Source organism: Streptomyces sp. NPDC047917 (genome assembly GCF_043204345.1).
Classification (GTDB): Bacteria; Actinomycetota; Actinomycetes; order Streptomycetales; family Streptomycetaceae; genus Streptomyces; species Streptomyces sanglieri.
The window spans coordinates 215,498-240,441 of sequence record NZ_JBIDCA010000010.1 but is presented as its reverse complement, the minus strand read 5'-3'; the positions used below and the strand labels follow the sequence as shown (position 1 = coordinate 240,441).

18 protein-coding genes and 1 pseudogene are annotated in these 24,944 nt (G+C 69.2%); 8 read left to right on the top strand and 11 right to left on the bottom strand.

The window, feature by feature from the left end:
• The first annotated feature begins 110 nt into the window (after positions 1-110).
• The 5 genes from ACGF8B_RS25015 (at position 111) to ACGF8B_RS24995 (ending at position 6,233) form a co-directional block, all read left to right on the top strand.
• On the top strand, positions 111-1,001 hold the full coding sequence (locus ACGF8B_RS25015; protein ID WP_392742531.1) for a MurR/RpiR family transcriptional regulator: 891 nt from the start codon (positions 111-113) through the stop codon (positions 999-1,001).
• A gap of 906 nt (positions 1,002-1,907) precedes the next feature.
• Positions 1,908-2,495 carry a hypothetical protein gene (locus tag ACGF8B_RS25010; protein ID WP_392742529.1) on the top strand — a complete coding sequence of 196 codons (588 nt, stop codon included), beginning with the start codon at positions 1,908-1,910 and terminating at the stop codon, positions 2,493-2,495.
• Positions 2,496-3,364: 869 nt separating this feature from the next.
• Positions 3,365-4,198, top strand: a complete 834-nt coding sequence (locus tag ACGF8B_RS25005) for a hypothetical protein (protein WP_392742527.1) — start codon at positions 3,365-3,367, stop codon at positions 4,196-4,198.
• Positions 4,199-4,589: 391 nt separating this feature from the next.
• The gene (locus ACGF8B_RS25000; RefSeq protein ID WP_392742525.1) at positions 4,590-4,787 is read left to right on the top strand and encodes a hypothetical protein; all 198 of its coding nucleotides are present in this window, start codon (positions 4,590-4,592) and stop codon (positions 4,785-4,787) included.
• 348 nt (positions 4,788-5,135) lie between these two features.
• Entirely contained in the window at positions 5,136-6,233 is a 1,098-nt protein-coding gene (locus ACGF8B_RS24995; RefSeq protein WP_392742523.1) for an AI-2E family transporter, read from the top strand.
• 444 nt (positions 6,234-6,677) lie between these two features.
• Here ACGF8B_RS24995 and ACGF8B_RS24990 read toward each other — a convergent pair whose 3' ends face one another.
• Both ACGF8B_RS24990 and yidD read right to left on the bottom strand, forming a co-directional pair.
• The gene (locus ACGF8B_RS24990; RefSeq protein WP_392742521.1) at positions 6,678-7,484 is read right to left on the bottom strand and encodes a DUF6042 family protein; all 807 of its coding nucleotides are present in this window, start codon (positions 7,482-7,484) and stop codon (positions 6,678-6,680) included.
• 266 nt (positions 7,485-7,750) lie between these two features.
• A complete protein-coding gene (gene yidD / locus ACGF8B_RS24985; protein WP_392742518.1) occupies positions 7,751-8,176 on the bottom strand; it encodes a membrane protein insertion efficiency factor YidD in 426 nt (141 codons plus the stop codon).
• 346 nt (positions 8,177-8,522) lie between these two features.
• Between yidD and ACGF8B_RS24980 the strand changes: the two genes are divergently transcribed.
• On the top strand, positions 8,523-9,203 hold the full coding sequence (locus tag ACGF8B_RS24980) for a DUF1963 domain-containing protein (protein ID WP_392742516.1): 681 nt from the start codon (positions 8,523-8,525) through the stop codon (positions 9,201-9,203).
• Between the two features lie 410 nt (positions 9,204-9,613).
• Here the strand turns inward: ACGF8B_RS24980 and ACGF8B_RS24975 are convergent, their stop codons facing one another.
• The 4 genes from ACGF8B_RS24975 to ACGF8B_RS24960 all read right to left on the bottom strand — a co-directional run bounded on the left by ACGF8B_RS24975 (position 9,614) and on the right by ACGF8B_RS24960 (position 14,382).
• On the bottom strand, positions 9,614-10,939 hold the full coding sequence (locus tag ACGF8B_RS24975; RefSeq protein WP_392742514.1) for a BNR-4 repeat-containing protein: 1,326 nt from the start codon (positions 10,937-10,939) through the stop codon (positions 9,614-9,616).
• Between the two features lie 227 nt (positions 10,940-11,166).
• Positions 11,167-12,468 (bottom strand): extracellular solute-binding protein, encoded by a 1,302-nt coding sequence (locus ACGF8B_RS24970; protein WP_392742511.1) that lies wholly within the window; start codon positions 12,466-12,468, stop codon positions 11,167-11,169.
• A 67-nt stretch (positions 12,469-12,535) separates the two neighbouring features.
• Entirely contained in the window at positions 12,536-13,456 is a 921-nt protein-coding gene (locus tag ACGF8B_RS24965) for a carbohydrate ABC transporter permease (RefSeq protein WP_392742509.1), read from the bottom strand.
• Entirely contained in the window at positions 13,453-14,382 is a 930-nt protein-coding gene (locus ACGF8B_RS24960) for a sugar ABC transporter permease (protein WP_342280977.1), read from the bottom strand. Before ACGF8B_RS24960 ends, ACGF8B_RS24965 begins: the two co-directional genes overlap by 4 nt.
• A 437-nt stretch (positions 14,383-14,819) precedes the next feature.
• On the opposite strand from ACGF8B_RS24960, the gene ACGF8B_RS24955 reads away from it, so the two are divergent.
• Positions 14,820-17,120 (top strand): FAD-dependent oxidoreductase, encoded by a 2,301-nt coding sequence (locus ACGF8B_RS24955; RefSeq protein WP_392742506.1) that lies wholly within the window; start codon positions 14,820-14,822, stop codon positions 17,118-17,120.
• 64 nt (positions 17,121-17,184) lie between these two features.
• Here the strand turns inward: ACGF8B_RS24955 and ACGF8B_RS24950 are convergent, their stop codons facing one another.
• Positions 17,185-17,973, bottom strand: coding sequence for an IclR family transcriptional regulator (locus ACGF8B_RS24950; protein ID WP_392742503.1), 789 nt, complete (start codon positions 17,971-17,973; stop codon positions 17,185-17,187).
• Positions 17,974-18,592: 619 nt separating this feature from the next.
• On the opposite strand from ACGF8B_RS24950, the gene ACGF8B_RS24945 reads away from it, so the two are divergent.
• Positions 18,593-19,489, top strand: coding sequence for an aminoglycoside phosphotransferase family protein (locus tag ACGF8B_RS24945; protein WP_392742500.1), 897 nt, complete (start codon positions 18,593-18,595; stop codon positions 19,487-19,489).
• Between the two features lie 229 nt (positions 19,490-19,718).
• On the opposite strand, the gene ACGF8B_RS24940 is transcribed toward ACGF8B_RS24945, so the two are convergent.
• From ACGF8B_RS24940 to ACGF8B_RS24925, 4 genes and pseudogenes are all read right to left on the bottom strand, one after another.
• Positions 19,719-20,246, bottom strand: coding sequence for a gluconokinase (locus ACGF8B_RS24940; protein ID WP_392742497.1), 528 nt, complete (start codon positions 20,244-20,246; stop codon positions 19,719-19,721).
• A 192-nt stretch (positions 20,247-20,438) separates the two neighbouring features.
• Entirely contained in the window at positions 20,439-21,872 is a 1,434-nt protein-coding gene (locus ACGF8B_RS24935) for a glucose-6-phosphate dehydrogenase (RefSeq protein WP_392742494.1), read from the bottom strand.
• A pseudogene (locus ACGF8B_RS24930) lies at positions 21,869-23,698 on the bottom strand (glycoside hydrolase family 15 protein). The gene ACGF8B_RS24935 and the pseudogene ACGF8B_RS24930 overlap by 4 nt, the downstream one beginning before the upstream one ends.
• A 141-nt stretch (positions 23,699-23,839) precedes the next feature.
• Positions 23,840-24,889, bottom strand: a complete 1,050-nt coding sequence (locus ACGF8B_RS24925; RefSeq protein WP_392742491.1) for an NAD(P)-dependent alcohol dehydrogenase — start codon at positions 24,887-24,889, stop codon at positions 23,840-23,842.
• Positions 24,890-24,944 lie beyond the last annotated feature (55 nt).

Here is a 24,944-nt window from a genome sequence, read left to right as displayed (position 1 = left end):
CAACGCCACAGGACAACGACAATCCTGTAACGTCGATTACGAGTTGCGTTCCGATTGGAACGTACTGCCCAGGAACAGTAACGTCGGTCACACGGAAGTCAATGGTTGTAATGGAGATTCCAGAGAATGGGGCCGGAGCGACTCGGCTGCGTGCCGCGATTCGCGACCAATGGGACGGTCTGTCCACATCTGAGCGAGCCGTCGCGCAGCACCTGGTCAGCGCTCCCGTGGGGCAGCTGCTCTTCGTCAGCGCCCAGGAGCTGGGGACCGCCAGCTCCACCAGCAACGCCACCGTCGTACGAGCGCTGCAGCGCCTCGGGTACGCGGGACTCCCCGCCCTGAAGCGCGAACTGGCCAACGACTTCACCGCGGCCGTCGCCCCCGAGGAGCGTCTCAAACAGCGCATCGCGCACGTGGGCCAGGACCTGGAGTCCATTTGGACGGATGTCTTCGACGAGGCCCAGGACCGCATCGACCACACCAGGCGCCTGACCGAACCTGAAGCCCTGAAGCGCTCGGTGACCGCCCTCGCCGAGGCCCGCGAGGTGTTCTGTTACGGAATCGCCGCCTCCGAACCGGGCGCCCGCCACCTGGCGTTGGCGCTCGGCCGGATCGGCCGGCGGGCCCGCTTCGTATCCGAGACGGGCTTCGCCCTCGCGGACCAGTTGCTGGCTCTGGAGCAGGGCGACAGCGTGGTGATCTTCCAGCCGGGCCGCAGGCTGGTGGAGCTGACCGTCATGATGGAGCGGGCCCGTGCGGTCGGCGCCAAGGTCGTGCTCGTGACGGACGAACTGGGCGAGGCGTACGCGGACCGCGTCGAGGCGGTCCTGACCGCACCGCACACCCCGACCGGGATCACGGCGGAATCACTGACGGGGCTGCTCGTCGCGGACGCGCTGCTGCTCGCACTGACCACGCTCGACGAGACCCGGGCGGTGGAATCCTCGCACCAGCTCACCGCGTTGCGTGAGCAGTTGCTGGATCCCAAACGGCGAGCCTGAGGGAGCGAGCCGAGGCCCAGGGGGCCGTGGAGGTCGGTCGGTCCCGGGAGACGGTGATGCGGGTTCGCGGGGTGGCGGCCGTGTTGTGGTCCAGCGCGGAACGAGGCACAGCGGGCTACGGGTGCCGTACGTGCACGTCACGCCCGGGGACCGGTGCGGGGTGGACAGGAGGCGGCCTGGGCAGACCAAGTCTCCGTCGCCCGCACACCCATCGGGCCCCCTCCCCCGACCGGTGCGGTGTGGGAGGGGCACCCGGTTGGCATGTGGATGGAGAGCGCCCGCGCCGGGGTGCGGAAGGAGATGGCGGCATACGGAGTTCCACGCAGCCGGGCGTCCTGTGCCGCGGGCGGCCGGGACGGTGGCCGAGGCGTGGCGGAATGGACTGAATGAGGTCGATCCGGGGTGGTGACCTTCGTGGGAGACACCGGACAGCAGCGATGCCGCCGTCCCGGGGCCGGCTAGCCGGCACCGACGGCCGCGGGAACGCGCCGCCGACCTCACCCGTCGGCACCGGGTCGGCCTCGACCGGCCGACCATGCACGGGCGGGGGCGCCGACACCGATCCCGCGAACCCACCTGTCAGTGTTCTGGCGATCAACAGCGGAAACCTCTTGGGCCGAGCGATCACACAGACGTCGCCGCGCCAGAGTAGGAAGCGAAATGCTCGGCGCCCTCTGCCGCCACAGCCACCGCGTCGAGCGTCCCGTCGACTTCGATGATGCTCCTCCGGCGGATCCAGGCCGAGGCGGGCGGACGAGTCCAGGTGGGATTCGCGCTTCGTCCGCTACCTGTATGACGGTCCCGCCCCACACGACACGGTGTGGCTACGGCCGCAGGTGCGGACCGCGCCCGCGTTGTCAGCGGCAGCCCATAAGGTGCGCTCACCATCTCGGAGGAGGAACTGCCGTGGGATTCTCGGGTCACCTGGTCTTTGCCCGCAGCAATCGCCCTTTGTCGGAAGCTCCCGTGTTCGACAGCCTCGACGAAGAACTCAAGGCGACCATGCGCACGTGGGAGTCACGGTCGGGCGGCTGGCAGACGCTCCAGATCGGTTCCGGGACATGGGACGACGCGGACCTGCCCGCCCTGGTCGAGTGGAGCAGGGCACCGGCCTGCGTCGCCGACGTCTCCGGCGGTTCCCTCGCTCTCGTGACCGGGTTGGACACCGCCGGACGGCGCTGGCAGGCATGGCTCAACCTGGACATCGCCGCCGGCCTTCTGGCCGAGGAGCCCGAAGACCTCGAAGACCAACTCCTATGGCTGGAAACCCCGGAGTTCCACGAAGCCGTCAGGAACAAGCGCGCCGAGCTCGATGCCGAGGTACCTACCGCCGCCGAGGGAGCCATCGCCTGGGCCGCATCCGCCGGCATCCGCCTCACGCCGGAGACAGCCAGGATTGAAGAACTGCTCCGCTCACACGAGACCTTCGCAGAAGACCTGCTCAGCACGTTGCTCGACCGGTTGGGCTTTCCTCAAGCCTCCGCCCTCACCTGAGCCATAACGACCTGGGGAGCGATCGGGCTCGACGTCACGGTTGTTGTGCTGGACGACGTCTCCCTCTGCTGAGCCCATTGCTGCCTGGTGCTGAGCTCATTGCTGCCTGGTTCGCGACTTCGAGGCCGCCCAGATCAGCTGCAGCTGGGTACGCAGATCCTTTAGCCAGCGACGGTCGCCGGTCCGTTGCCGGGCCAGGTGATGTCGGTACGCTTCCGGGGCATGCATCCCTGTGCGCCGCCCGACGTGCCGGCTCACCCAGCAGATGGTGGGAACGGGAAGCGGGGAGGCATCCGGCCGACCCGCTCGGTCACCCACAGGGCCGGGTGCCGGTCCGGCGAGAGCCGCGGGCGAAGCTGGTGCACCCACTCGTCGAACATGTCGGCCGCCCAGTCCGTCTCGGGGACCAGAAGCACGGTCTGCCGCTTCGGCGGTATCCCTTTGGAGGGCGTGCCGTGCCGGACGGCCATGCCGGCCGCTTGCCCGGACTGCGGCGCCTTCCTCCGCCGTCGTGGATCCACCAGGTCGGCCTTCGACGCCTCGGTCCGCCGGGTGCCGTGGGCGTAGATCGTCTTGTGTACGTCCGCATCGCGTGGCGCGGCAAGTGTGCCCTTGTGGCCCTGCCCGTGAATTCGTCGAGGCCGTGCATCGGCGGCATCGATCAGCGCCGGGACCTCGTCGTAGGCCAGAGGCCGACGGCGGGTATCGCCTGCATACGCCACCGGTCGGAGAACGGAGTCGGCGGGACACCGGGGAGGCGCGAACCGCACGTTCCCCGGCCCTGGCAGAAGACCCGCACCCGACCGGCCGGAAGTGGTCCGCCGCCCCGGTCCGTGCCGCAGTTGCCCTCGCAGCGTGCGGGGACCAGAGTGAGAAGAGCACAGAAACCAGAGCCCCGAGCAGCCCGTGACCGTTCGGGAAAATTCCGGGCCGCCCCGGGATTCGCGATCGCCTTTCCTTCGCCGGAGATCCCTGATCATCCGATCAGGGCTCGACGGTATTTCATCGACGAATCCGGTTGCTTCGGCCTGCCGCTCGGCGTCGTCACTGTTTCCTTTTCCATGGGGAGCCGCCAGAAGAACGACCCGGCCGGGGAAGGAGAAGGAGATTATCCGGTCATTCTTTATTTCTCGGCAACTACAAGCGGAGGAGTCATGTCGACCGGGACCCTCATAGCCATTATCGTGCCCATCGTGGTCGTGCTGTTGATTTGTGCAGTAGTGACCTGGACCGTCTCACGTCGGCGCCACCTCAAGGAACAATTCGGCCCGGAGTACGAGCGGGCCGTGGAGGAGAAGCAGAGCCGTCCGGCGGCCGAGCGTGAACTGCGCGAGCGGGAACAGCGACACGACGCGCTGGAGATCAAGCAGATCCCGGCAGCGGAGCGGGAGAAATACTCCCAGTCCTGGAGCCGCGCGCAAGAGCGCTTCGTCGACCAGCCCGACGAAGCGGTTCATGATGCCGACCAATTGGTCACCGCACTGATGGGAGAGCGCGGTTACCCGACCAAAGGCTTTGAGCAGCAGGTCAGCGACCTCTCAGTGGAGCACGGCCGCACACTGGAGCACTACCGCGCCGCCCACGAGGTCACTGCCCGCAGCGACCGGCATCAAGCAACAACAGAGGAACTGCGGGGCGCGATGGTTCACTACCGCGCCTTGTTCGACGAGCTTCTTCACAACGGCCAGCGGCCACGCGAATAACGGCTGCGAGAACGCGAATGCGCCAGGATCGGGGGAATCCGGCCTCAGACGATGGCGACGCCAACAATGAGGGAAAGGCGGAGAGGCGGAAATGGGACGCAGGGATCTGCCCGAATCCGACGCCGCCGGTCTGTCCACCGAGGATCTGACCGGCACGAGGCCCGAAGCGAAGAAGACGGAGACGGAGACGGAAGGACACGAGCCCCTCTCTGTTCCGCCGACCTTTCCCGGCGAAGCCACGCAAGCACAGCCGGGCCGGCCCTCCGGAGAAGATGACCGCCCTCCCCCGTCAGGTACGGACCGGAGCGCACCGGAAGAACGGGAAGAGCCGCTGCTCGGATCCGAGCAGGCGGGATTCCGCGACCGGTGGCAGAGGATCCAGGGCACGTTCGTGGATGATCCGCGGGAGGCGGTCGGTGCCGCGGACACTCTCGTCGCCGAGGTGATGCAGGCCCTCGCCACGACGTTCTCCGAGCGCAAGCAGGGGCTCGAAGGCCAGTGGCAGCGAGGCGAGGAGGTCCCGACCGAGGAACTGCGCATCGCGCTCCAACGCTACCGTTCGTTCTTCAACCGCTTGTTGAAGACCTGAAATCCTTCGTGCTGCCGTACGCCCACCGCATGCCGGACCGCGCACAGGACTCTCAGACGGTGCAGAGCGTGTGACGTACGTGTTCTCCTCATCCCCGGCTCAATGCGGCTGACCGCGACCGTGCAGCAAAGGCTTGCCTCGGCCGACGACTCCGCCCGTAGGGTGTATTCCTGCGCATGTCGTCTCAGGAGCCCCGGTCATCGCATTCCGTGCTGATACCAGCAAGGAATGCCCAGGAGATCGCATCTGCAGCCCGAGATCACGCACTCCGAACGGTCATTCGACGGACGGAGGCTTCGGATCCGCACGCCGTCGCGCCGGTCGCTGCGCGGGCTCCCCCGCCCCGCGATGCGGAATCCCGTCAACGGGCACCGGTCCAGAACGCCGTACGAGCCGCAGGTGAACCCCGCGCTGCGGACGACCGCCGCCTACGCCTGGCGCATCCTCGTCGTGGGTGCCGCGGTGTATGCCACCTTCTCGGTGCTGGGGCGATTCCACGAGGTGGCGGTGGCCGTCTTCCTCGGTCTGGTCGGCACCGCGATACTGCGCCCGGTGGCGGATCTCCTGGCTCGTGCGATGCCACGCCCGCTCGCCGTGACCGTGGCGCTGCTCGGCAGCATCGTCCTCGTTCTCGGCGTCCTGACCCTGGTCGGCGAGGCGGTCGCCGGGGAAAGCGCCGGACTGGAGAAGGAATTCGGCGAAGGTCTGCGCCGGATCGAGCAATGGCTGGAGGGCCCGCCCTTCCGGCTGGACCCCAAGACCCTCGACGATCTCCAGTCCCGCACCGGGCAGTTCCTGTCGAGCCACCGTTCCGCGCTGATCAGCACGGCCCTCAGCGGCGTGGGACGGGCGGTGGAGGTGGTGACGGTGTTCGCGCTCGCCCTCTTCTGCTCGGTCTTCTTCATTCACTCGGGCGACCGCCTGTGGAGCTGGTTCAGCGACCAGCTTCCGCGGCCGGCCCGGGCCCCGGTGACGATCGCGGGCAGTGCGGCGTGGCGGACATTCACCGGATACACCCGCGGAATCGTCCTGGTGGCTGCGACCAACGCGATTCTTGTGGGACTGGCGCTGTTCGCCCTCGGCGTGCCGCTGGCCCTGCCCCTGGCCCTGCTGGAATTCTTCGCCGCTTTCGTCCCGCTGGTCGGCTCACCCATCGCGCTGGCAGTCGCCGCCGTGGTGGCTCTGGCGTCCAGGGGTGTGCTCGTGGCCGGCGTCGTCGTGGCACTGATCGTGATCATCGGCCAGATCGAGGGCCACCTGCTGCACCCGCTCGTGCTGAGCTGGGCCGTCCGCCTGCATCCGGTCGTGGTCGCACTCGCGGTGATCGGGGGCGCCATCACGGCAGGAGTGCTGGGCGCGGTGGTGGCGGTGCCTCTGGTGTCCGTCGCCTGGTCGGTGTACCAGGCTCTGCGCCAGGCCCGTGATCCCGCGCGGCAAAAAACATGATCGAGGCCGTCGGGATCACCGTCGCCACAAGTGATCAATCACTGGAACCGGAGTTCTGCCGGGCGCCGGCCGGCGCCGGCTGACGTGCCGCACGGCTCGGGCTGGAATCCCCCGACGGTCGCATTCCGGAGAACCTGACCGACGTCGTGATCCAGGTCGGTCGACGACCCCGCGTATCCGCGCGTCCAAGAACGCGGCAACCACTGGGGCGTGAAGAAGAGCAGAACCGGCGGAGCGTGGCCTGCGCCACCGGCCCCGTACCCCCTCCGCCGGGCGGATCGCCAGCGGCAGGGGTCGTGCCGGCTCGTCAGCGGCCGATCGGGAGCACTCGGTCCAGGCCGCTCCCGCGCGGGACCTGCCGCGGCGGACGACTTCCCCGAGGCGCTGTTGCAGCGGACCACGATCAGGCGCGTGTCCTGCGTTCCCGCCACGCCCGGCACATGCTCAGTCGCGGATGATCAACTGCACCGGGGCCGCGTTGAAGTGGTCCCAGTCCATGACCAGTCGGAAGCGCTGGTGTGCCTCCAGGCGTTCCACGTCGGCCGGCTCCTGGCCCCGCCGCACCTGGGCGTCGCCGGACTCCACAAGCTCCGCGACGGCGAGGCGGACGTCATCGGCATCGTGGCCGGTCGCGGCCGCGAGGCGGTCCAGGGAGGTGAGGACCTCCTGCGGTTCACCCAGATGGTCGACCAGGTACGTGGTGAGGGTGTTGACGAGCGAGCCGATGTCCGTCCCCCTGCGGATCCGGTCGAGCTGTCTGGTGAGTTCGGCGTCCAGGGGCAGCAGATCGCCGGGAAGCGGCAGTACGGCGGGCATCGACCACCGGGTGCCGTCCGGCGTCTCCTCCCGGCCGGCCAGGCCCCATGCCAGGTAGAGCTCGGACAGGTCCCGCACGGTCGTGGGAACCGGGAAGCCGGCGGCCGAGAGCATGGCGCCGAACTCCTTCCAGCGGTTCGCCTCGAATGCTTCACGGCCCTCCGGGGCCTCCTCGTAGTCCCATTCCGCGTCGGGCCACGAGAACGTGAGTGCGCTGTCGAGATCGCCGCCGATCATGTCCCACTGGCCTGCGAAGACCTCCTGCAGGAGGTCGTCCAAGGAGCCGGTGCAGCCGGGTTGGCTCGCGGTGCCGATGAGCATCGTCAGCGCGAAGCACTGACGCGGCAGGACGTGGGCCCAGCCCGACGCCCACCAGTCGTTGTGGATCGCCAGGTCCCGGCGCGACTCGGGGACAGACGCATTCTCGGTCATCATCAGCTCTTCCTCGAAAGACAGCCAAATGCTCGCAGCGTACGCACAGTTGAGGGGTCCGGTCCGGCTCCCGGCCGGGGGACGCGCTGCGGATTGTGATGGCCACGGTCCTGGCCCTCCACGCGGAACCCGAATGCCGGGGTGAGCGAAAGTGACGCCGGTGTGGAAGCCTCCGCAGTTCTGGCGTGGGGTGGCATGGAAGGGCGGGCCGCGGCGGAGGAAGTCGGCCTCCGCGCCGGTCAGGTCGCGGAGAAGCACGCCGTGGCCCGTCAGCCGGGCACCGGGTCGTGGAACCCCCGCCGCCGGGCAGCTCCCGGCCGGCACCGCAGAAGACGTCCCAGAACCAGCCGGCCACCACGCAGGGCACCGTGCCGGTGCAGCGCCTTGACCGCGTACGTGGAACAGCTCGGCGTGTACGGACAGCACGCGGGCAGCAGCGGACCGGCCTTCGTCCGGTAGTGCCGGACGACCTCGTACAGCGCTCCCGCCGCCCGGCCGCCCGGGCAGGGCGCCGCCGGATCATCGCCGGCGGGTCTCAAGGGCCCGGCTGCCCTGGGCGGCAGGACGACCGGGAGGAGGGCCACGAACCACATGTCGGGGCAGCACGTACGGCTCCAGAAGCAGCTGTCGGCACACGCGTCGCCGCGGTCGTCCTGCCGGCTGCCGTCCCTGCCGTTCTTGCTCCGCCGAGCCATCCGGCCTCCCTCTTCTCCGACTTCGCCATGATCCTACGCAGCACCCGTGGAGCCCTCGCGAGCACTGCCACGGCTTCCCGGTGAGGACCGTTGGAGTCGGAACTGACAGACCACCGGCCTCCGCACTCACCGGCGGAGCCAGTCGTGCGGCTGCTGGTCCGCCACATACGATGCGTGCGTGCCCGCACTTCAAGAGGAACACATCGTGCAGTTGTTGCGGCCGCTGATGCGGACACGCACCGTACTTGAGCCGGTCCCGAGCCCGCCCGGGACAGGCGCGCGTGAACGCCGCCGACGGCACGACGCTCCCCCGCCCGTGCCTGCGCGGCCCCCTGTGACTCGGGAGTTGGTCACCACGCGGTTCGGCGGGTTCCCGACCGCGGAGGAGGGCGAGACCTGGCCGCTGTGCGACGGCTGTGCCGACGACCTCACGTTCGTCGCGCAGGTCGACCACTCGCGCGACGGCCTGCACGACAGGCTCCCCATCTCGTTCTTCACGTTCTTCTACTGCTGGAAGTGCCACCCCTGGGGGCGGAAACGTGAACAGGGCGGATGGCTCGTACGCTCCTACACCGCACTGCGGCGCCCCAGAGTTCTCGTTCATGGCACCGAGCCCGACTTCGAGGAGTGCTACGCAGTGCCACGCCTGGAGAAGTCGCTGCCCGACGCGGTGGGACTGTGTCTGCACTGCCCTGAGCTCTGGGACCTTGTACCGGGCGACAGCGGCTCGCCCGAGGCATGGGCGAACTGGCACATCGTCGATCGCGCCGCGCTCGGTCTGACTCAGGGGCGTGCCCGCGCGCCGCACCTGCGCAATGTGGCGGTGGCGCTGGGCGGATACCCGCACTGGGCGAACGGCGCGGACGCGACGCCGGTCTGCACACAATGCGCCCTGCCCATGGAGCTGCTGCTGCAGATTTCACCGAGCGAGCTCACCGACGCGATGTGGGGTGACGTCGGAACCTTGTATCTGTTCATGTGCCGCATACACACCTCACAGACCGGCCTGCGGATCCAGTGCACATGAAGCAACGGGGCGCCCCGGATGGGGGCCCCGCACCGGCCCGACGGCCGTGCCCCTGACGCCGTTCAGCTGCACGGCCGTAAGGGGAGGAGCCGGATCGATCCGCGGCATCCCGGTCGTCCGGTACGGGAGCCGGGCGGTGGGGACACTGAAGTGACCTGGGGTGACAACGACGACGGGCGGAAGGCCCCGCTCGCCGGTGGCGAGCGGGGCCTCGGCCGGGAGGGGCGGCGGTCGGCGTTTCGGAACGGTCATCACCGCGGCAGTCGTGACCACGGCGACCGGGGGCTGCGGCAGCAGCCACCGTCGCTGCCGCCGGATCGTGGTCACGGGGCGGCGGGACGGGACGGCCTGCTGCCGGGCGGCGCCCCGCCGCCCTGCCCCACCGTTGGCCCCGCCCCCGGTTCAGGGCCTCAACGAAGTCCGTAGTAGAGGGAGTTGTGCGCCGTGTCCGGCAGGTACAGCACGTCATTGCCGTCCGAGTCCCGCCGGACCGCGAGCCGGTCCGCGCTCACGCCCGGTGCCGCGGACTCCGCGGTCCAGGTCCCGTCGGCCGTCTGCGTCGCGGCGAAGACGCGGTCGGTGCCGGAGCTCGTGACGTAGTAGATCCGCTTGGTGTCCGTCTCGTCCCAGGTGATGCCGATCGCCGCGGCGGTCTGGCCACCGGAGTAGACGGTCTTGCGGACCCAGTCGCTGCCGCTCGGGTACGCGTAGTACACACGGAAGTTGCCGCCGCTGTCGGCCGAACGGTACCGGTAGGCGACCTTGGGGGTGGAGCCGTCGAGGGTGAGCTTGGCACTCTGCACCGCCGGACCCGTGTAGGTGTTGTCGCTGCTCCACACCTCGTCCGCGGTGAGGTCCTGGATCACGTCGGAGGTGGCGGGCGTCACCGGGGTGGTGACGGCCGCGCCCGTGCTGTCCGCGAAGGCACCGGTCGACGGGTCGTAGCGCAGGTAGGAGAGCTGATGCCGGAACGCGCTCGACGGGGCCTTGGACCACTCGTACAGGATGTGCACGCGCCCGGCGGCGTCCACCATCAGGTCGTCGGGGTACACGGCGCGGTTCAGCGCGCCGGCGAAGGTGGCGACCACGCTCCAGCGCGCGGCGGCGTTGTCCCAGCGGTACAGCTTGCCGGGGCGCTGGTCGGCGCCGGAACCGGTGCGGACGGTCAGGTACAGGTCGCCGTTGGGCGCGGTGGTCACGACCGGGTAGGTGATGCCCACGCCCTGGTCGGGCAGTTCGGACGCGTGATCCGTGACGTCCCCGCCGGGGGCATCGGTGCGGAAGTAGCGCCAGGAGTCGGTGTGCATGGAGGCGAACACATGCAGACGGCCGCTGCCGTCGCGCGCGACGGACGACTGGTTGTGACCGTTGTCGTCGGGGAACTCGGCCTGCTGTCCGCTCTTGTCGAGGAGCGGCAGACGGCTCCACACCCCGTCCGGGTCACGCCGCGCGATGGCGGGACGGTGCGTGGCGGCCGTCGAGCCCGGCTCGTTGAAGGCGAAGTACGTGTACTGACCGCGCCCCTTGTACGTGGCGACCGGCGTCCACCAGGCGGCCTGGTTCGACGAGTCCATGGCGTACGGGACCTTCTCGATCGCCGTCGCCGCGACTGCCGCAGTGGCCGCGGTGGCGGTGCGGTCCGTGTCGTCGGCCCGGGCGGCGGCCGGGACGAGCGCGAGCAGGGCGGCCAGGGACGCGGCTGAGGCCGCGTACGCGCGTGCCGTGGGACGTCGCAAGGTGAACTCCTTCGTGGGGGTGTGGCATGTGGCGGTGAGGCGAACGGGGTGTTCCGGCAGGTCGGAACACCCTCCACTGCGCCCGGAATTTACAGCAGTTCCCAGATCATGAATAGAGGTTGCACAATGCGGAAATTGAATACGCCATAGGGAAGGTGTGTGCGGCATGACGAAGGGCCCGGTGATGGCCGTTTCGACCTTCACCGGGCCCTGAGCGCCGCGTCCGATCAGCGCCGGATGAGGGCGGAGACGTCCTCCTTGGCCTTCTTCATCGCGTCCTTCGGCTTCGACTTGCCGACCAGGACCGCCTGGACCTGCTTGGCCACGGCCTCCTCGATCTGGGCGTTCTGTGCGAACTGCCAGAACGGGCTGCCGGTCGCCGTGTCGGTGATCTTCTCGGTCCACTCGGTGGTGAAGGTGTCCTGGGCGACCTTCGGGTCGGACAGGCCCACCGTGGTGGACGGCGGCAGGGCGCGGGAGGCGAAGTACTCGGTGGTGGTGGCGCGGTCGGAAGTGGTGTGCAGCGCGAACTGTGTCGCCGCGTCCTGCCCCTTGCCCTTGACGATCGCGATCACGCCGCCCCACAGCAGCGCCTGCGGTGTGTCGCCGGCCTTCAGCACCGGACGCTTCATCGGCTGCATCGCGTCGGCCAGCGTCTTGTCCTTGGACTGCGCCGAGGTCACGCCCTTGCCGATGATGGCGTCGTCGTAGAAGGCGGCCTTGCCCTGCCCGAACAGGGCGCGCGCGTCGAACCGGTCCACGTCCGAGGCGATCAGCTTCTCGTCGTGCAGCTTCTTGTACCAGGTGACCGCGTCGATGGAGGCGTCGTCGCCGATGGTCACCTCGTCACCGTCCATGAGCGTGCAGCCGAAGGTCTGCATCCACGGGAAGATGTCCTTGAGCTGCGCGACCTTCGTGGCCGCGGCATACGGCACGATGCCGTTGCCGAGCCCCTTCAGCTCCCGCAGCGCGCCCTCGAACTCCTCGATGGTGGTGGGGTGCTTCTTGATGCCCGCCTTCTCCAGGAGCTTGGAGTTGGCGATCACGCCGATCGAGCCGGTGTTCCACGGCAGACCGTACTGCTTGCCGTCGTACATGCCGCTCTCCAGCGCCACATTCGTGTATCCCCCCTTCATGGCCGCGGAGTCGAGTTCGGCGAGCTTGCCCATCTGCGCGATCGCGGCGAGCCACGCGATGTCGAGGTGCACCGCGCCGGTCGTCTCCCCACCGCCGAGCTTCAGGGTGAGCTGGCTCAGGTACTCGTTGTACGGGTACGAGACCGCGCGGATCTTGGCGCCCTCTGCCTTCTCCCAGGCCTTGATGATCTTCTCGATGGAGGGCTTGGCGGCCTCCTCGTTGAGCGACCAGGAGGTGAAGTCGAAGTCCTTGGACTTCGTGTCGCCTCCGTTCGAGGAGGTGCTGGCGCCGGACGGTGCGCAGGCGCCCAGCGCACCCGCTCCGGCCACACTGAGCGCGCCGATGCCGAACATGCGCAGCGCGCCGCGCCGGCTGATGCCAGAGGTGGTCATGGTCTCTCCATGGGGAGTGAACGGAAGGGAAGGGTGTGGGGGGAGGGTGCGGGAGGATCCCGCGGACTCAGCTCTTGACCGAACCGGCGGTCATGCCGCCGACGAGGTAGCGCTGCAGGAACATGAAGGCGATGACCACGGGGATGGAGACGACGAGCGAGGCGGCCATCAGCTCCGGCCAGGCGGTCTGGAACTCACCGATGTAGGTGGAGACGAGGCCGGGCGGCAGGGTCTGCTTCTCCTTGTCGGCCAGCGTCACCGCGAAGATGAAGTCGTTCCAGCCCCGGACGAAGGCGAACAGTCCGGCGGCGATCATCCCGGGCGCGGCCAGCGGCGCGACGATCGAGTGCAGCGTCCGCCACCGGGACGCGCCGTCGATGGAAGCGGCCTCCAGCAGGGCGTCCGGAATGGTGTCGAAGATGCCCTTCAGCATCCAGACGCACAGCGGCATCGTGAACGTGGTGAAGGAAAGCACCAGAGCGGTGTACGTGTTCAGCAGGCCGAAGCTGGAGAAGACGGCGTACAGCGTCACCAGCAGGACCGCCTGGGGGAACATCTGGGAGGCCAGCACCAGGTGCATCAGCGACCGACGCCCGCGGTAGCGGAACTTGGAGAACGAGTAGCCCATGTACGTGGCGACGACCACGCTCAGCACGGCGGTGATCGAGGCCACGATGAGGGAGTTGACCAGGTACTTGATCAGCTGGTCGTTCTCGGCGAGGGCCGTGAAGTTGCTGAAGGTGATCTCGGTGGGTATGAGCTTCGGAGGGAACTGGAAGGTCTGTTCGGGGCTGCTCAGGGCGGTGGCCAGCAGCCAGTAGATCGGCAGCATGCCGAAGGCGCCGATCACCAGGACGGCGGTCCAGGCGGCGATCCGCGAGCGCAGCAGGTCCTTGCGGATCCGGCGCCGCGAGGTGCGCCCGGCAGACTTGGCCTGCGGCCTCAGCCGCTCGGTGCCCGACAGCGGGGTGGAGGTCGTGGAGGTCATCGGGCGTCGCCCTTCCGCTCGGTGATCCTGAGGTACACGGCGACGAGGATGAGCAGGAGCAGCATCCACAGTCCGCCCAGCGCGGTCGCCCGGCCGATGTCGAAGCCCTTGAAGGCGGTCTGGTACACGGCGGTCGCGAAGGTCTCGGTGGAGCCGGCCGGGCCGCCGCCGGTGAGCACGTAGATGGTGTCGAAGTGCTGGAAGTTCCAGATGAACTCCAGGAGCAGCACGATCGAGGCGACCCCGCGGACCTGCGGCCAGGTGACCGCGAAGAAGCGCCGGATCGAACCCGCCCCGTCCATGGAGGCCGCCTCGTGCAGTTCCTTGGGAACGGTCTGCAGACCGGCCAGCAGCATCACCATCATCCAGGGAAAGCTCGCCCAGGTCTTGGTGATGATGACGGCGAGCATGGCGGTGCCGGGCTGGCCGAGCCAGGAGATGGACTCCTCGATGATCCCGGCCTTCATGAGGATGCCGTTCAGTACGCCGTAGTTCGCGTTGAAGATCCACATCCACAGGAAGGAGATCACCACGCCGGGGATCACCCACGGGAACAGGAACAGACCGCGCAGGAAGCCACTGCCCTTCAGACCCGAGTTCAGCGCGAGCGCGAGCGCGAAGCCGATCACGAAGGGCACGACCGTCGCGCCGACGGTGAAGACCAGCGTCTGCTTGAGGATGGTGAGGAAGTCGCCGTCCAGCCAGTAGGCGAAGTTCTCCAGGCCGACGAATTCCCGGCCCGGCAGCCGCAGATCCTGCTTGAAGAAGCCGGTGAACAGCGCAGAGACCAGCGGGTAGACGATGATCGTCGCGAACAGCGCGATCCCCGGGGCCGTCAGCAGCAGTGCGAACGCGCCGTTGGAGAGCCGCCCGCCGGCCCGCTCACGGCGTGGAGCGGCCTTCTGGGGAGGTGCGGCCGTACTCATGGGTGTGTCCTCTCAAACGGGGCGGGAGCGGTGTTGCAGGGCGTGGCACGGAAGGCCGTGCGCCGGCAGCCGGATGCGAGGCGGCCGGGCGCGAGTGATGAGTCGTCCCGTCCCCTGTTTCGCCCGAGGCCCTGTGTGAATGCCATTGCATGCTCCATTGAACGCAAGTTGCAGCATGCGGGATCGTTCTCCATATCGTGCGACGGCGTCAACCCTGTCGGTGAGTGAATCGCCGGTTCTGTGCGGGACCGGCGAAGTCGCCGCACTTGTCATGAGCTGGACCGTCGGCCCGCGGCGACGGTGTCGTCGGCTGCGCTGGAAACTTACAACACATCCCACTGGCTGAACAGTGGTTGCACAATATGGATGTGATGTACGTTCAAGGCCGCTCCGCTGTGGCGGAGAGAGTCCGAGCTTCACATCAAGGAGGCCGCCCCGTGCGGGAAGAAGAGGTCCATTACGACATCGCCGTCATCGGCGGCGGCCTGGCGGGGACCTGTGCGGCCATCGCCGCGGCACGGCTCGGCCGGCGTGTCGCGCTGGTCAACAACCGCCCCGTCCTGGGCGGCAATGCCAGCAGCGAGGTCCGGGTATGGGTCTGCGGCGCCACCGCCCACGGCGTGCACCGCTGGGCCCGGGAGACCGGCATCATGGGCGAGCTGTACACCGAGAACCAGTTCCGCAATCCCGAAGGCAACCCGTACTACTGGGACCAGGTGGTCCTCGATGCCGTCCGGGCCGAGCCGAACATCGATCTGTACCTCAATACCGATGTACGCGAGGTCGAGGCGAGCGGCCCGGACGACGCACGCGAGGTGCGCTCCTGCACCGGGTGGATGATGGGCTCCGAGCGGCGCATCACCTTCCACGCGCGTCAGTTCCTCGACTGCACCGGCGACGGCCTGCTCGGCCACCTCGCCGGCGCCCGATACCGCATCGGCCGCGAGGCCCGTGCGGAGTTCGGCGAGCCCTGGGCACCCGAGGCGGAGGACGAGGCGCTGCTCGGGTCGACGATCCTGTTCCACACCAAGGACATGGGCCGGCCGGTGAAGTTCGTGCCGCCCGCCAGCGCCCGCGACCTCACCACCACGCCCATCCTGCGCAACCGCGTCCTGCGCACCGGTGACAACGGCTGCGACTACTGGTGGATCGAGTGGGGCGGCGAGCTCGACACCGTCCACGACAACGAACGCATCCGCGACGAGCTCCAGTCCGTGATCATGGGCATCTGGGACCACATCAAGAACTCCGGCCAGTTCCCGGACGCCGAGAACCTGACCCTGGAATGGGTCGGCAGCCTCCCCGGCAAGCGCGAGTACCGCCGCTTCCTCGGCGACCACATGCTGACCCAGCAGGACATCCTCGAACAGCGACAGTTCGCCGACCGCGTCGCCTTCGGTGGCTGGTCCGTGGACCTCCACCCGGTGCAGGGCATGTACGCCGACGAGCCCGGTGCCCGCCAGCGCTACGCGGACGGCATCTTCCACATCCCGCTGCGCTCCCTGTACTCGGTGAACGTCACGAACCTCCTGTTCGCCGGGCGCAACATCTCCGCCACCCACATCGCCTTCGGCGCCACCCGCGTCATGGCCACCTGTGCCACGCTCGGCGAGGCCGCGGGCACGGCCGCCGCGCTCTGTGTCGCCGAGGGCCTCACCCCGCGCGAACTCGCCGCGAAGCACCCAGAACTGGTACGCCGCACCCTGCTGCGGCAGGACGCCTCGGTCATCGGCCTGTGCGACGACGACCCCGAGAACCTGGCGCGCACGGCCCGCGTCAGCGCCTCCTCGCACCTGAGCCGCCTGGCCGCCGAGCCCACGCGGAGCGCGCCCGGTGAGCCGTACCCGCTCACCCGCGACCTCGCGTTGCTGCTGCCCGTGGACCCCGCGCTGGAAACGGTCGACCTGCTCGTCCACGGCGCCCCGGGCGAGCGGGCGAGTGAACTCACCGTGGAGCTGTGGAGCACCGGCCGCCCGGAGAACGCGGTCCCGGTCGACCATCTGCTCACCACCACGGTCACCGTGCCGGCCGACGGCCCCCACTGGGTCACGGCCCGCCTGGACCACCGCCCGGACGCCCCGGAGAACGTCGTCCTGATCGTGCGCGCCTGCCCGGGTGCCGCGCTGGTCCTCGTCCCCGAGCGCACCGACGGCGTCCTCGCACTGCGCAGCAGGGCCGAGGGGGACGCGGCCGTCGACCACGACATTCCGGAGGAGGACGGCCAGCTGGTCCTGGAATGGCAGGCCCGCGGCCTGCGCCGGCAGACCTTCGGCTTCCGCGCCGCCCCGGACACCGGTGCGTTCCTGCCCGAGCGGGCCGTCGGCGGCTTCCAGCGCGCTTACGGAGGCCCGCAGATGTGGTCGTCCGAGCTGCTGCCCGACCCGGACCGGGCCGAGCAGTGGCTGAGCCTGGACTGGGACGAGGAGCAGCAGCTCAACGAGGTCCGCGTGGTGTTCGACGACGATGTCGACGAGTACCTCAACAACCTGCACCGCCACCGCACCCCGTTCGAGGTCATGCCGGAACTGGTCCGCGACTACCGCGTCCAGAGCCGCGAGACCGACGGCACCTGGAGCACGCTGCTGACGGTGGAGGGCAACCGCCGCCGCCACCGCGTGCACCCGCTGAACGGTGCGGACGGCGGGCCCCTGCGCACCGATGCGCTGCGGCTCGTGGTGGACGCGACGCACGGCGCGCGGCGCACACACGTGATCGCGTTCAAGGCGTACGGCGCGTAAGCGGCACGGCGAAGGGGCCCGGTGAAGGTTGTTCGACCTTCACCGGGCCCCTTCGCGGTGTGTTTCAGAGGACGCCGAGTGCCTGGCTGATGGCGTCGGCGGCTTCGATGACCTCACGGGTGAGGGCGAGCCGCTGCCCGTTGGTCTCGGTGTGGTTTCCGAGGAGGGAGGCCGGGCCCCACAGGGAGATGGCGGCGACCACCTCACCCGAGGCATCCCGGACGGGCGCGGCTAGGGAGGCACGGCCCAGGGCACGTTCCTCGGCCTCGATCGCGTAGCCGGTGCGACGGACCGTGTCGATCTCGGCGTCGAGGAGGTCGTGGCTGGTGGTCGTGTAGTCGGTGTGCGCCGCGAGCGGCTCGGGAAGCAGCTTGCGGCGCTCTTTGGGCGTGAGGCCGGTGAGAAGGCACTTGCCGATGCTGGTGGCGTGCAGCGGAGCCGTGTGCCCGGCCTGCGTATAGGACTTCGGGGCGCGGTGTCCCTCGAAGTTGCACAGGAACATCAGCTCGGAGTCCCGGCGGACGGCGACATTGGCCCCCAGCCCGGTGCGGGTCGCGAGGTCCTGGAGGACCATGCGGGCCGCACGGTGGACGGGGTGGCGGTTGGTCGCGGTGGCGGCGAGCGGGAGAATCCCGAGGCTGAGGCGGTAGAGGTTGCTGACCGGGTCGCGTTCGACCATGTCGAGCCGTTCGAGGGTGGACAGGAGCCGAGAGGTGGTGGAAGACCCCAGTCCGGTGAGTTCGGCGACGTCGGAGACGCGTAGTTCGGCGCGGCCGGCGTCGAGTGCGCGCAGTACCGAGACCGCTCGTTCGACGCTCTGATTCGTCCCGGCATCGGTCGCCCGCGTAGCCATGACCCTCCTCATTTTGCAAATGGCTTGCACAATCTGCATCAGCATATCGCGTCGATCTGGAGGATGTCCCTGAGTTCCACCGGCTCGCGAAGGACCGGATCCGGGCCCGCGCCGTCCCCCGGGGGACGGCGCACGGCCTGGTACGGCGGCACGACCGACTCCGGCCGAGCGTCCGGTTGACGCGCGTTTCGGTCCGATCCGATGGCGCGGGCCTCGCCTGTCGAGGCGTCCACCAGCTGCGGGACGACGTGGTGGCGCGGGGTGCGCGGCCGGCACCCCGTGGGGGCACTCGCACACCGTCGCGTGCCGTGCCGGTCACCCGCCAACTGGTGTGTTCCGCCGGGCTGGTTCCGCGTCGACGCGTCATCGGCGTGTGCGCCGCCGCGGCTCTGCCCCACTGTTCCTCCGCCATGACACTGCCCTGGCCTGCGCTGGCCTGCCCAGGCCAGGCCAGGCCTGCCCAGGCCAGGCCAGGCCAGGCCTCGGAGTGTGGTGACCGGTCCGGCAGAAGTGCCGGCGGGCGTGGGTGGACGCGCGGGCCCGGACGACCGGGGCGGGCCCGTCGCCCCCGAACCGAAATCCTCAGTGGCCGGGACCGGGAAGGGGCAGACTGGCCCGTATGAAGCGACTATCGGTGGATGTGGACAGCGTAACCACGCGGCTGGTTCGTAGATTCGGTCCGCAGGTTGCCGAATGGTGCGCTGACACGCCCGACCTGATCGCGCGGTCGGCGTCCCGTTGGGGCCTTTCCCTCGGTGAATCCCTCCCGGATGGTGCTTCGTCGGTCGCGTTGCGGTGCACATGGGCCGACGGCACGCCCGCCGTACTGAAGCTCAGTCCGGATCGGGCCCTGCTGGTCGAGCAGGTCGGAATGCTGGGGTGGTTCGCTGCCTCGGGCCGGGTGCCCGCAGTGCTGGCCGTCGACGGGGACGCGGGGGCGATGGTGTTGGAAGAGGTCGTGCCCGGCACACCGGCGGAGGACATGCCTGCGGATGCGCTTCCCGGACAGTGGTCGGATCTGCTCGCCGCGTTGCACGGGGTCGCTCCTCCGCCCCGGCCGCCTCGTGTGCTGCGTGAACGGTGCGAGGAGGCCTTCGCTCGTGTCGGCAGGCGGCTGTCGGAGCCTGCGATCAGCGCACGTATCGATGTCACTGCGTGGGACAGGGCCGGACAGCGGTGTGAGCGGTTGCTGGACACGGAAGCGACAGCCGTGTTGCTCCACGGTGACCTGCACCTGGGCAACGTGCTCGACGGTGGCGCGGAGCGGGGCCTGATGGCCATCGATCCGAAGGCATGTGTGGGTGATCCGTGCTTCGACGCTGTGGACTACGTTGTGGCCGGCGCCGGGCTGGAGGGTGTCGAGACCCGCTGTGCGCGCGTGGCGGCGGCGTGCGGGCTCGACGGCGACCGGCTTCATGCCTGGAGTCGGGTGATCGCCCCGTTCGCGGCCATCGCCCACCTCGGTAACGGTGGTGAGGAGCCGGTGATCGATGAACTGCTCGCGTTGAGCCGGTGAGACACCCTGCGTTTCCCTCGTGCCCGCTCTGCGGGCTGTCCGGCCGATCGGGCTCGTGGCCGGACGGCGAGGGCTGTTGTGGTGCCTGTGCCGGGCCACAGCCCCATGGAGACGCTCGACGAGAGGGCCGCATTCGCTCCGGGCCAGGTGTGGTGGAGGTCGGCGAGGAGGGGATCCGGACCGTTCTCGTCCGAGGGTGCCACGGAGCGGGGCGATGGACTGCGCCAGGTCATCGAGGGCGTGGCAGCAGCTCCATGGCTGCCTCGGCGGTCAGGTCCGGGGTCGGCGCTGCGTCCAGCGTGGCTCCCCATTCGTCCGGTTCGAGCGGTTCGAGCGTGGCCAGTTGAGAGTCGAGCAGCACCTCCGGCATGAAATGGCCGGTACGGTGGCCGATCCGCTCCGCCAGCAGTTCGCGGTCGGCTGTCAGGTGCAGGAAGAAGATGTCCGGGCACGCGGCCCGCAGTGTGTCCCGGTAGCGCCTCTTCAATGCGGAGCACGCGGCCAGGCAGCCGGTGCCCGCAGCGTCGCATTCGTGGAGCCTGCGGCCGATGGACTCCAACCAGGGCTGACGGTCGGTGTCATCGAGCGGGACACCGGCCAGCATCTTGGCGATGTTGGCCGGCGGGTGAAAGTCGTCGGCCTCCGTGAAGGGGATGTCCAGCCGCTCCGCGAGCAGTTGGGCCACCGTGGACTTGCCGGTGCCGGAGACCCCTGTGACGACGACGCAGGGAGACCGGCGTTCGGTGCTGGAGGACATCACGTGCTCTCCCTCGGAGATCGACCACGGCAACGGTCGTACGGCGGGGCGGGGTCCGAAAGCCGCTCCGCGCCCGGCAGGACTCCCCCGCCTGTCCGACGCGAGGGGTACGGGCAGGGCTGTCCGTGAGCCGGGCGGTGGTATCGGCATGAAGTGGCCAACGCGCGCCCACGGGCGGACCGGGGGCGGCTGTCAGGTGTCGTCCGGTGTCGCCGGTCGATCGCCGAGCACGTCTTTCTGCCGCCGTCGGCCGTCTCCGTACCGTCGGCGCGAGGGCGGGCCCTCCGATCCGGCCGGATACTCCTCCAGCGGCACGAGATCCCTCTCCCAGGCGGAGAGTACGGGTTCGACGACCCGCCACGCCTCCTCGGCCTCGTCGCCACGGATGGACAGGGCGGGATCCCCTGTCAGGACGTCCAGCAGGAGCCGGCCGTAGGCGGGCAGGCCCTGGGGTTCCGTCCGAGCGGTCAGCGAGAGCGGGACGAGCTCGTGGGCGTGGGCACCGATGCCCGTCAGGTCCAGACTCAGCCCCTCCGGTTCGAGTGCGAAGCGCAGGACGTTGGGCAGGGCCACTCCGCTGTGGCCGAACGGCAGGTGGGGTACGGAGCGGAAGCGCACCGCGACCTCCTTGCGGTCCGCCTTGAGCGCCTTTCCGCTGCGGAGGCGGAATGTCGTTCCGGCCCAGCGCCAGCTGTCGACCTCCAGTTCCACCTCGGCGAAGGTCTCGGTACGGCGCCGCGGGTCCACGCCTTCCTCGTCGACGTACGCGGGAACATCGCGGTCGCCGATCCGGCCGGGCAGGTAGCGCGCCCGGCGCGTACGGTGCACGACATCGTGCTCGGTCAGGAACCGCACGGACCGCAGTACGTCGACCTTCCGGTCGCGCAGGTCCCGCTCGCCCAGAGTGATCGGCGGCTCCATGGCCACCAGGCAGAGCAGCTGCAGCAGGTGGTTCTGGAGCATGTCCTTGAGCGCCCCGACATGGTCGTAGTAGCCGGCCCGGCCCTCCAGTGCGAGAGTCTCGTCCCAGACGATGTCCACCTCGGCGATGTGGGTGCTGTTCCAGATGGGCTCCAGAACACGGTTGGCCAGGCGGCTGCCGAGTACGTTCTGGACGGTCGTCATGGCCAGGAAGTGATCGACCCGGAACACCGACCGCTCCGGCACGAGGCCGGCGAGCAGCCGGTTCAGTTCCTGCGCGCCGGCCAGGTCCTCGCCGAACGGCTTCTCCAGCACGATCCGGCTCCCTGCCGGCAGACCCGCCTCGTGCAGTGCGGTGACCACGCGCGGGAAAATCACCGGAGGGAGGGCGAGGTAGACGGCGACGGGCCCGTCACCCGCGATGGCTGCGGCGACGTCGGCCGGGTCGGTGGCATCGGCTCGCAGATAGCGGGCCGAGGCCGCGATCGACTCCTTGGCATCGGACGGGCAGGCCCCGCCGTGGCGGTCGAGCTGGGTGGCGATCCACTCCCGGTACTGCTCGGTGTCCCAGTCCTGCCTGCTTGCTCCGATCACCTGCGTCCCGTCGCCGAGGTGCCCCTCGGCCCGCAGAGCGGCCAGCGCCGGCAGCAGATAGCGTGCGGTGAGGTCTCCTGTCGCGCCGAAGACGGCGAGCCGGTTGATCATCCTTGTACGCCTGCCTTCGCTCGGGCGAGATTCACGCCGCTGGCGATGATCCCGATGTGGCTGAACGCCTGAGGGAAGTTGCCCATGAACTCCCCGGTGGACGGGTTGATCTGCTCCGACAGCAGCCCCAGCGGGCTCGCCCGTGCGCACAACGAGGCGTACAGCTCTTCGGCTTCCTCGATCCTGCCTTGGCCGATCAGGTTGTCGACCAGCCAGAAACTGCACAGGACGAAGGCGCCCTCGTCACCGGGCAGGCCGTCGGAGGTCTCCTCGTGCGAGTAGCGGTGGAGCAGCCCGTCACCTGCTGACAGGCGCTCGGTGATGGCCTTGGTGGTGGCCACCATGCGCGGGTGATCGGCGGGCACCACCTGACGCAGCGGGAGCGCGAGCAGGCTCGCGTCCAGAGTGCCGCCGCCGTCCAGGTGTGCGCTGAGGGTCTGTGCTTCCTCGTCCCAGGACTGTTCCAGGACGAGCCGGCGCAGTCGGTCGGCGGAGGCCCGCCAGCGGGCGACTCCCGTGGACAGGCCGAGCCGCTCGCCGATCCGGGCGGCCCGGTCCAGGGCCACTTGGCACAGCCCGGCCGAGTAGGTGAATACCCGGGCCTCGCTGCGTACTTCCCAGATTCCCTGGTCCGGCTGCCGCCAGGCCTCTTCCGCGGCGTCTGCCAGGCCGGCGAGGCCGGACCACAGCGCGGGCTAGATCTCGCCGCCGGAGAGCAGCCACTGGTCGGCGCAGTCCAGGATCTCGCCGTAGACATCGTGCTGGCGCTGGTCGGCGGCGCCGTTGCCCCAGCGCACCGGGGCGGAGCGCCGGTAGCCTTCCAGCTCGCCGTCCTCGGTCTCGTCCGGCACCGGACCGCCGTGGAGGTCGTACATGATCAGGGGTCGCCGGCTGTACTCGAAGGCGTCGAGGACCCAGCCGAGGAAGGCGTCGGCCTCGCCTCGGAAGCCGATGCGGCGCAGAGCGAACACGGCGAAGGCCGCGTCGCGGATCCAGGTGTAGCGGTAGTCCCAGTTGCGGATGCCGCCGATCGGCGCGGGCAGGGAGGAGGTGGGTGCCGCGACCAGCGAGCCGTTGGCCCAGTCGTCGCACAGTTTCAATGTGATCGCGGCGCGTCTGACCAAGGCGTTCTCGGGACCGCTGTAGTGGAAGTGCTTCATCCAGCTGCGCCACGCGTCGGCGGTTCCCCGCAGGGTGGCGTCGGTGTCGAACCTGTGGTGCCGGTGGAAGCGGCCCCAGGACAGCACAAGATCGATTCGGTCGCCCTGCCGCAGGTCATAGGTGTTGTGCAGGCCGGTCAGGGGGCGGTTGGACCGCAGGTGGAGCCGCAGGTCCGGTTGCCGGGACGGTCGCACTTCCAGTCCGCTGAACAGCGTCTGCGCCCGTGCACCGCCGCGGGGTTCGAGATCCGCTCGCAGGCGCACGTTCCCGGCCAGCACCACCGCCGAGCGCACGAGTTCGGACCGGCCTGCCGGTACGTCATCGGTCAGATCGGCGCCGGAGCGCAGGGCCAGGGCGTCGGTCACGCGTACCAGGCCGCCGGAGCTGCGCATCTCGGTCGTCAATACGCCGGTGTCCGGTTCATAGCGCTGCCGGGCTTCCACCAGATCCTCCGGCGCCACGGTGAAGTGCCCGCCGCCTGCGTGATCGAGCAGTCCGCAGAACAGTGGTTCGGAATCGAACCGGGGCAGGCACATCCATGTGATGGAGCCGTCCAGGCCGACCAGCGCGGCGGTCGTGCCGTCCCCGATGAGGCCCAGATCCTCCAGCGGCAGGTAGCCCTCCCGCTTGCGGATCGGCCGGAACGGTTGATCGGAATCGTGCATGTCGCCTTGCTTCCGCGGCGTCGAGGACGACGGTGCGGCCGTATGGCCACACACCTGGACGGAGGCCGTCCGGGGACGTCGTCCGGAAAGGGTCGGTCGGACGGTGCTCGGCTGGAAGGTGCTGGGCTGGAAGGCGGTCGGTCAGAAGGTGACCATCACCTTGACGACGTCTTCGAGCTTCTTGTCCGCGATCTCGAAGGCTCGTTGCATCTCGTCGAAGGCAAACTCGTGGGTCGTCATGTGCGAGGGGTCGACGCGCCGTGTCTCCAGCAGGCGCAGAAGGCGCTCCATGCGCAGTCGCCCTCCGGGGCAGAGTCCCGTCGCGATCGTCTTGTCGGCCATGCCGACGCCCCATTCGACGCGCGGGATGCGGACGAACTCGCCCTCGCCGTAGTAGCCGGTGTTGGAGATCGTGCCTCCGGGCTTGGTGATCTTGACCGCGGTCTGGAATGTCACGTCCGCGCCGAGCGCCTCGATCGCGGTGTCGACCCCCTCCCCCCGGGTCAGCTCAAGGACGCGCTCGACCACGTCTTCCTTCGAGAAGTCGACGATCTCGTCCGCGCCGTACATACGTGCGAGCTTCTGCCGGCTGGGGACCGATTCGACCCCGATGACAAGGCCGGCGCCGCGGAGTCCGGCCCCCGCCGTCGCCATCAGGCCGACCGGTCCCTGCGCGAGTACGGCCACGGTCCCGCCCAGCGGAATGTTTCCGTGCTCCGCGCCCATGAATCCTGTGGAGAGCATGTCGGCGCAGTAGACCGCCACCGCATCGGAGATTCCGTCGGGGATTCTCGCGAGGTTGGCGTCGGCATCGTTCACATGAAAGTACTCGGCAAACACCCCGTCCTTGGAATTCGCGAACTTGAACCCTCCCAGCGGTCCGCCGGACTGCGAGGGAAAGCCGTTCTGGGAAGCCGGATCGCCCCAGTCCGGAGTGATGGCGCCGACCAGCACACGGTCACCGGGCCGGAAGTCCTTCACCTCGCTCCCCACGGCGTCCACGACGCCCACTGCTTCGTGCCCCAGGGTCAGATTCTCCCGTGGGCCGATGCCGCCCCGGACGGTGTGGGAGTCGGAAGTGCAGATGAGGGCCCGCGTCGTCCGCACGACGGCGTCGCCCGGCCCCGGCTGCGGTACGGGCTTCTCCATGAAGCCCACGCGCCCGATCTCCTTCATCACAAAGGTCTTCATCTGCTCCGTCACTCCTGGAATGCGGCACGGACACGCCGAACGGCGGCAATGGGCA

Bases quoted from the DNA above. Each gene is read 5' to 3' on its own strand.
- ACGF8B_RS25015 (WP_392742531.1), top strand. From the start codon at position 111: ATGGAGATTCCAGAGAATGGGGCCGGAGCGACTCGGCTGCGTGCCGCG.
- ACGF8B_RS24995 (WP_392742523.1), top strand. From the start codon at position 5,136: ATGCGGAATCCCGTCAACGGGCACCGGTCCAGAACGCCGTACGAGCCG.
- ACGF8B_RS24990 (WP_392742521.1), bottom strand. From the start codon at position 7,484: ATGATGACCGAGAATGCGTCTGTCCCCGAGTCGCGCCGGGACCTGGCG.
- yidD (WP_392742518.1), bottom strand. From the start codon at position 8,176: ATGGCTCGGCGGAGCAAGAACGGCAGGGACGGCAGCCGGCAGGACGAC.
- ACGF8B_RS24970 (WP_392742511.1), bottom strand. From the start codon at position 12,468: ATGACCACCTCTGGCATCAGCCGGCGCGGCGCGCTGCGCATGTTCGGC.
- ACGF8B_RS24965 (WP_392742509.1), bottom strand. From the start codon at position 13,456: ATGACCTCCACGACCTCCACCCCGCTGTCGGGCACCGAGCGGCTGAGG.
- ACGF8B_RS24960 (WP_342280977.1), bottom strand. From the start codon at position 14,382: ATGAGTACGGCCGCACCTCCCCAGAAGGCCGCTCCACGCCGTGAGCGG.
- ACGF8B_RS24950 (WP_392742503.1), bottom strand. From the start codon at position 17,973: ATGGCTACGCGGGCGACCGATGCCGGGACGAATCAGAGCGTCGAACGA.
- ACGF8B_RS24945 (WP_392742500.1), top strand. From the start codon at position 18,593: ATGAAGCGACTATCGGTGGATGTGGACAGCGTAACCACGCGGCTGGTT.
- ACGF8B_RS24940 (WP_392742497.1), bottom strand. From the start codon at position 20,246: ATGTCCTCCAGCACCGAACGCCGGTCTCCCTGCGTCGTCGTCACAGGG.
- ACGF8B_RS24935 (WP_392742494.1), bottom strand. From the start codon at position 21,872: ATGATCAACCGGCTCGCCGTCTTCGGCGCGACAGGAGACCTCACCGCA.
- ACGF8B_RS24925 (WP_392742491.1), bottom strand. From the start codon at position 24,889: ATGAAGACCTTTGTGATGAAGGAGATCGGGCGCGTGGGCTTCATGGAG.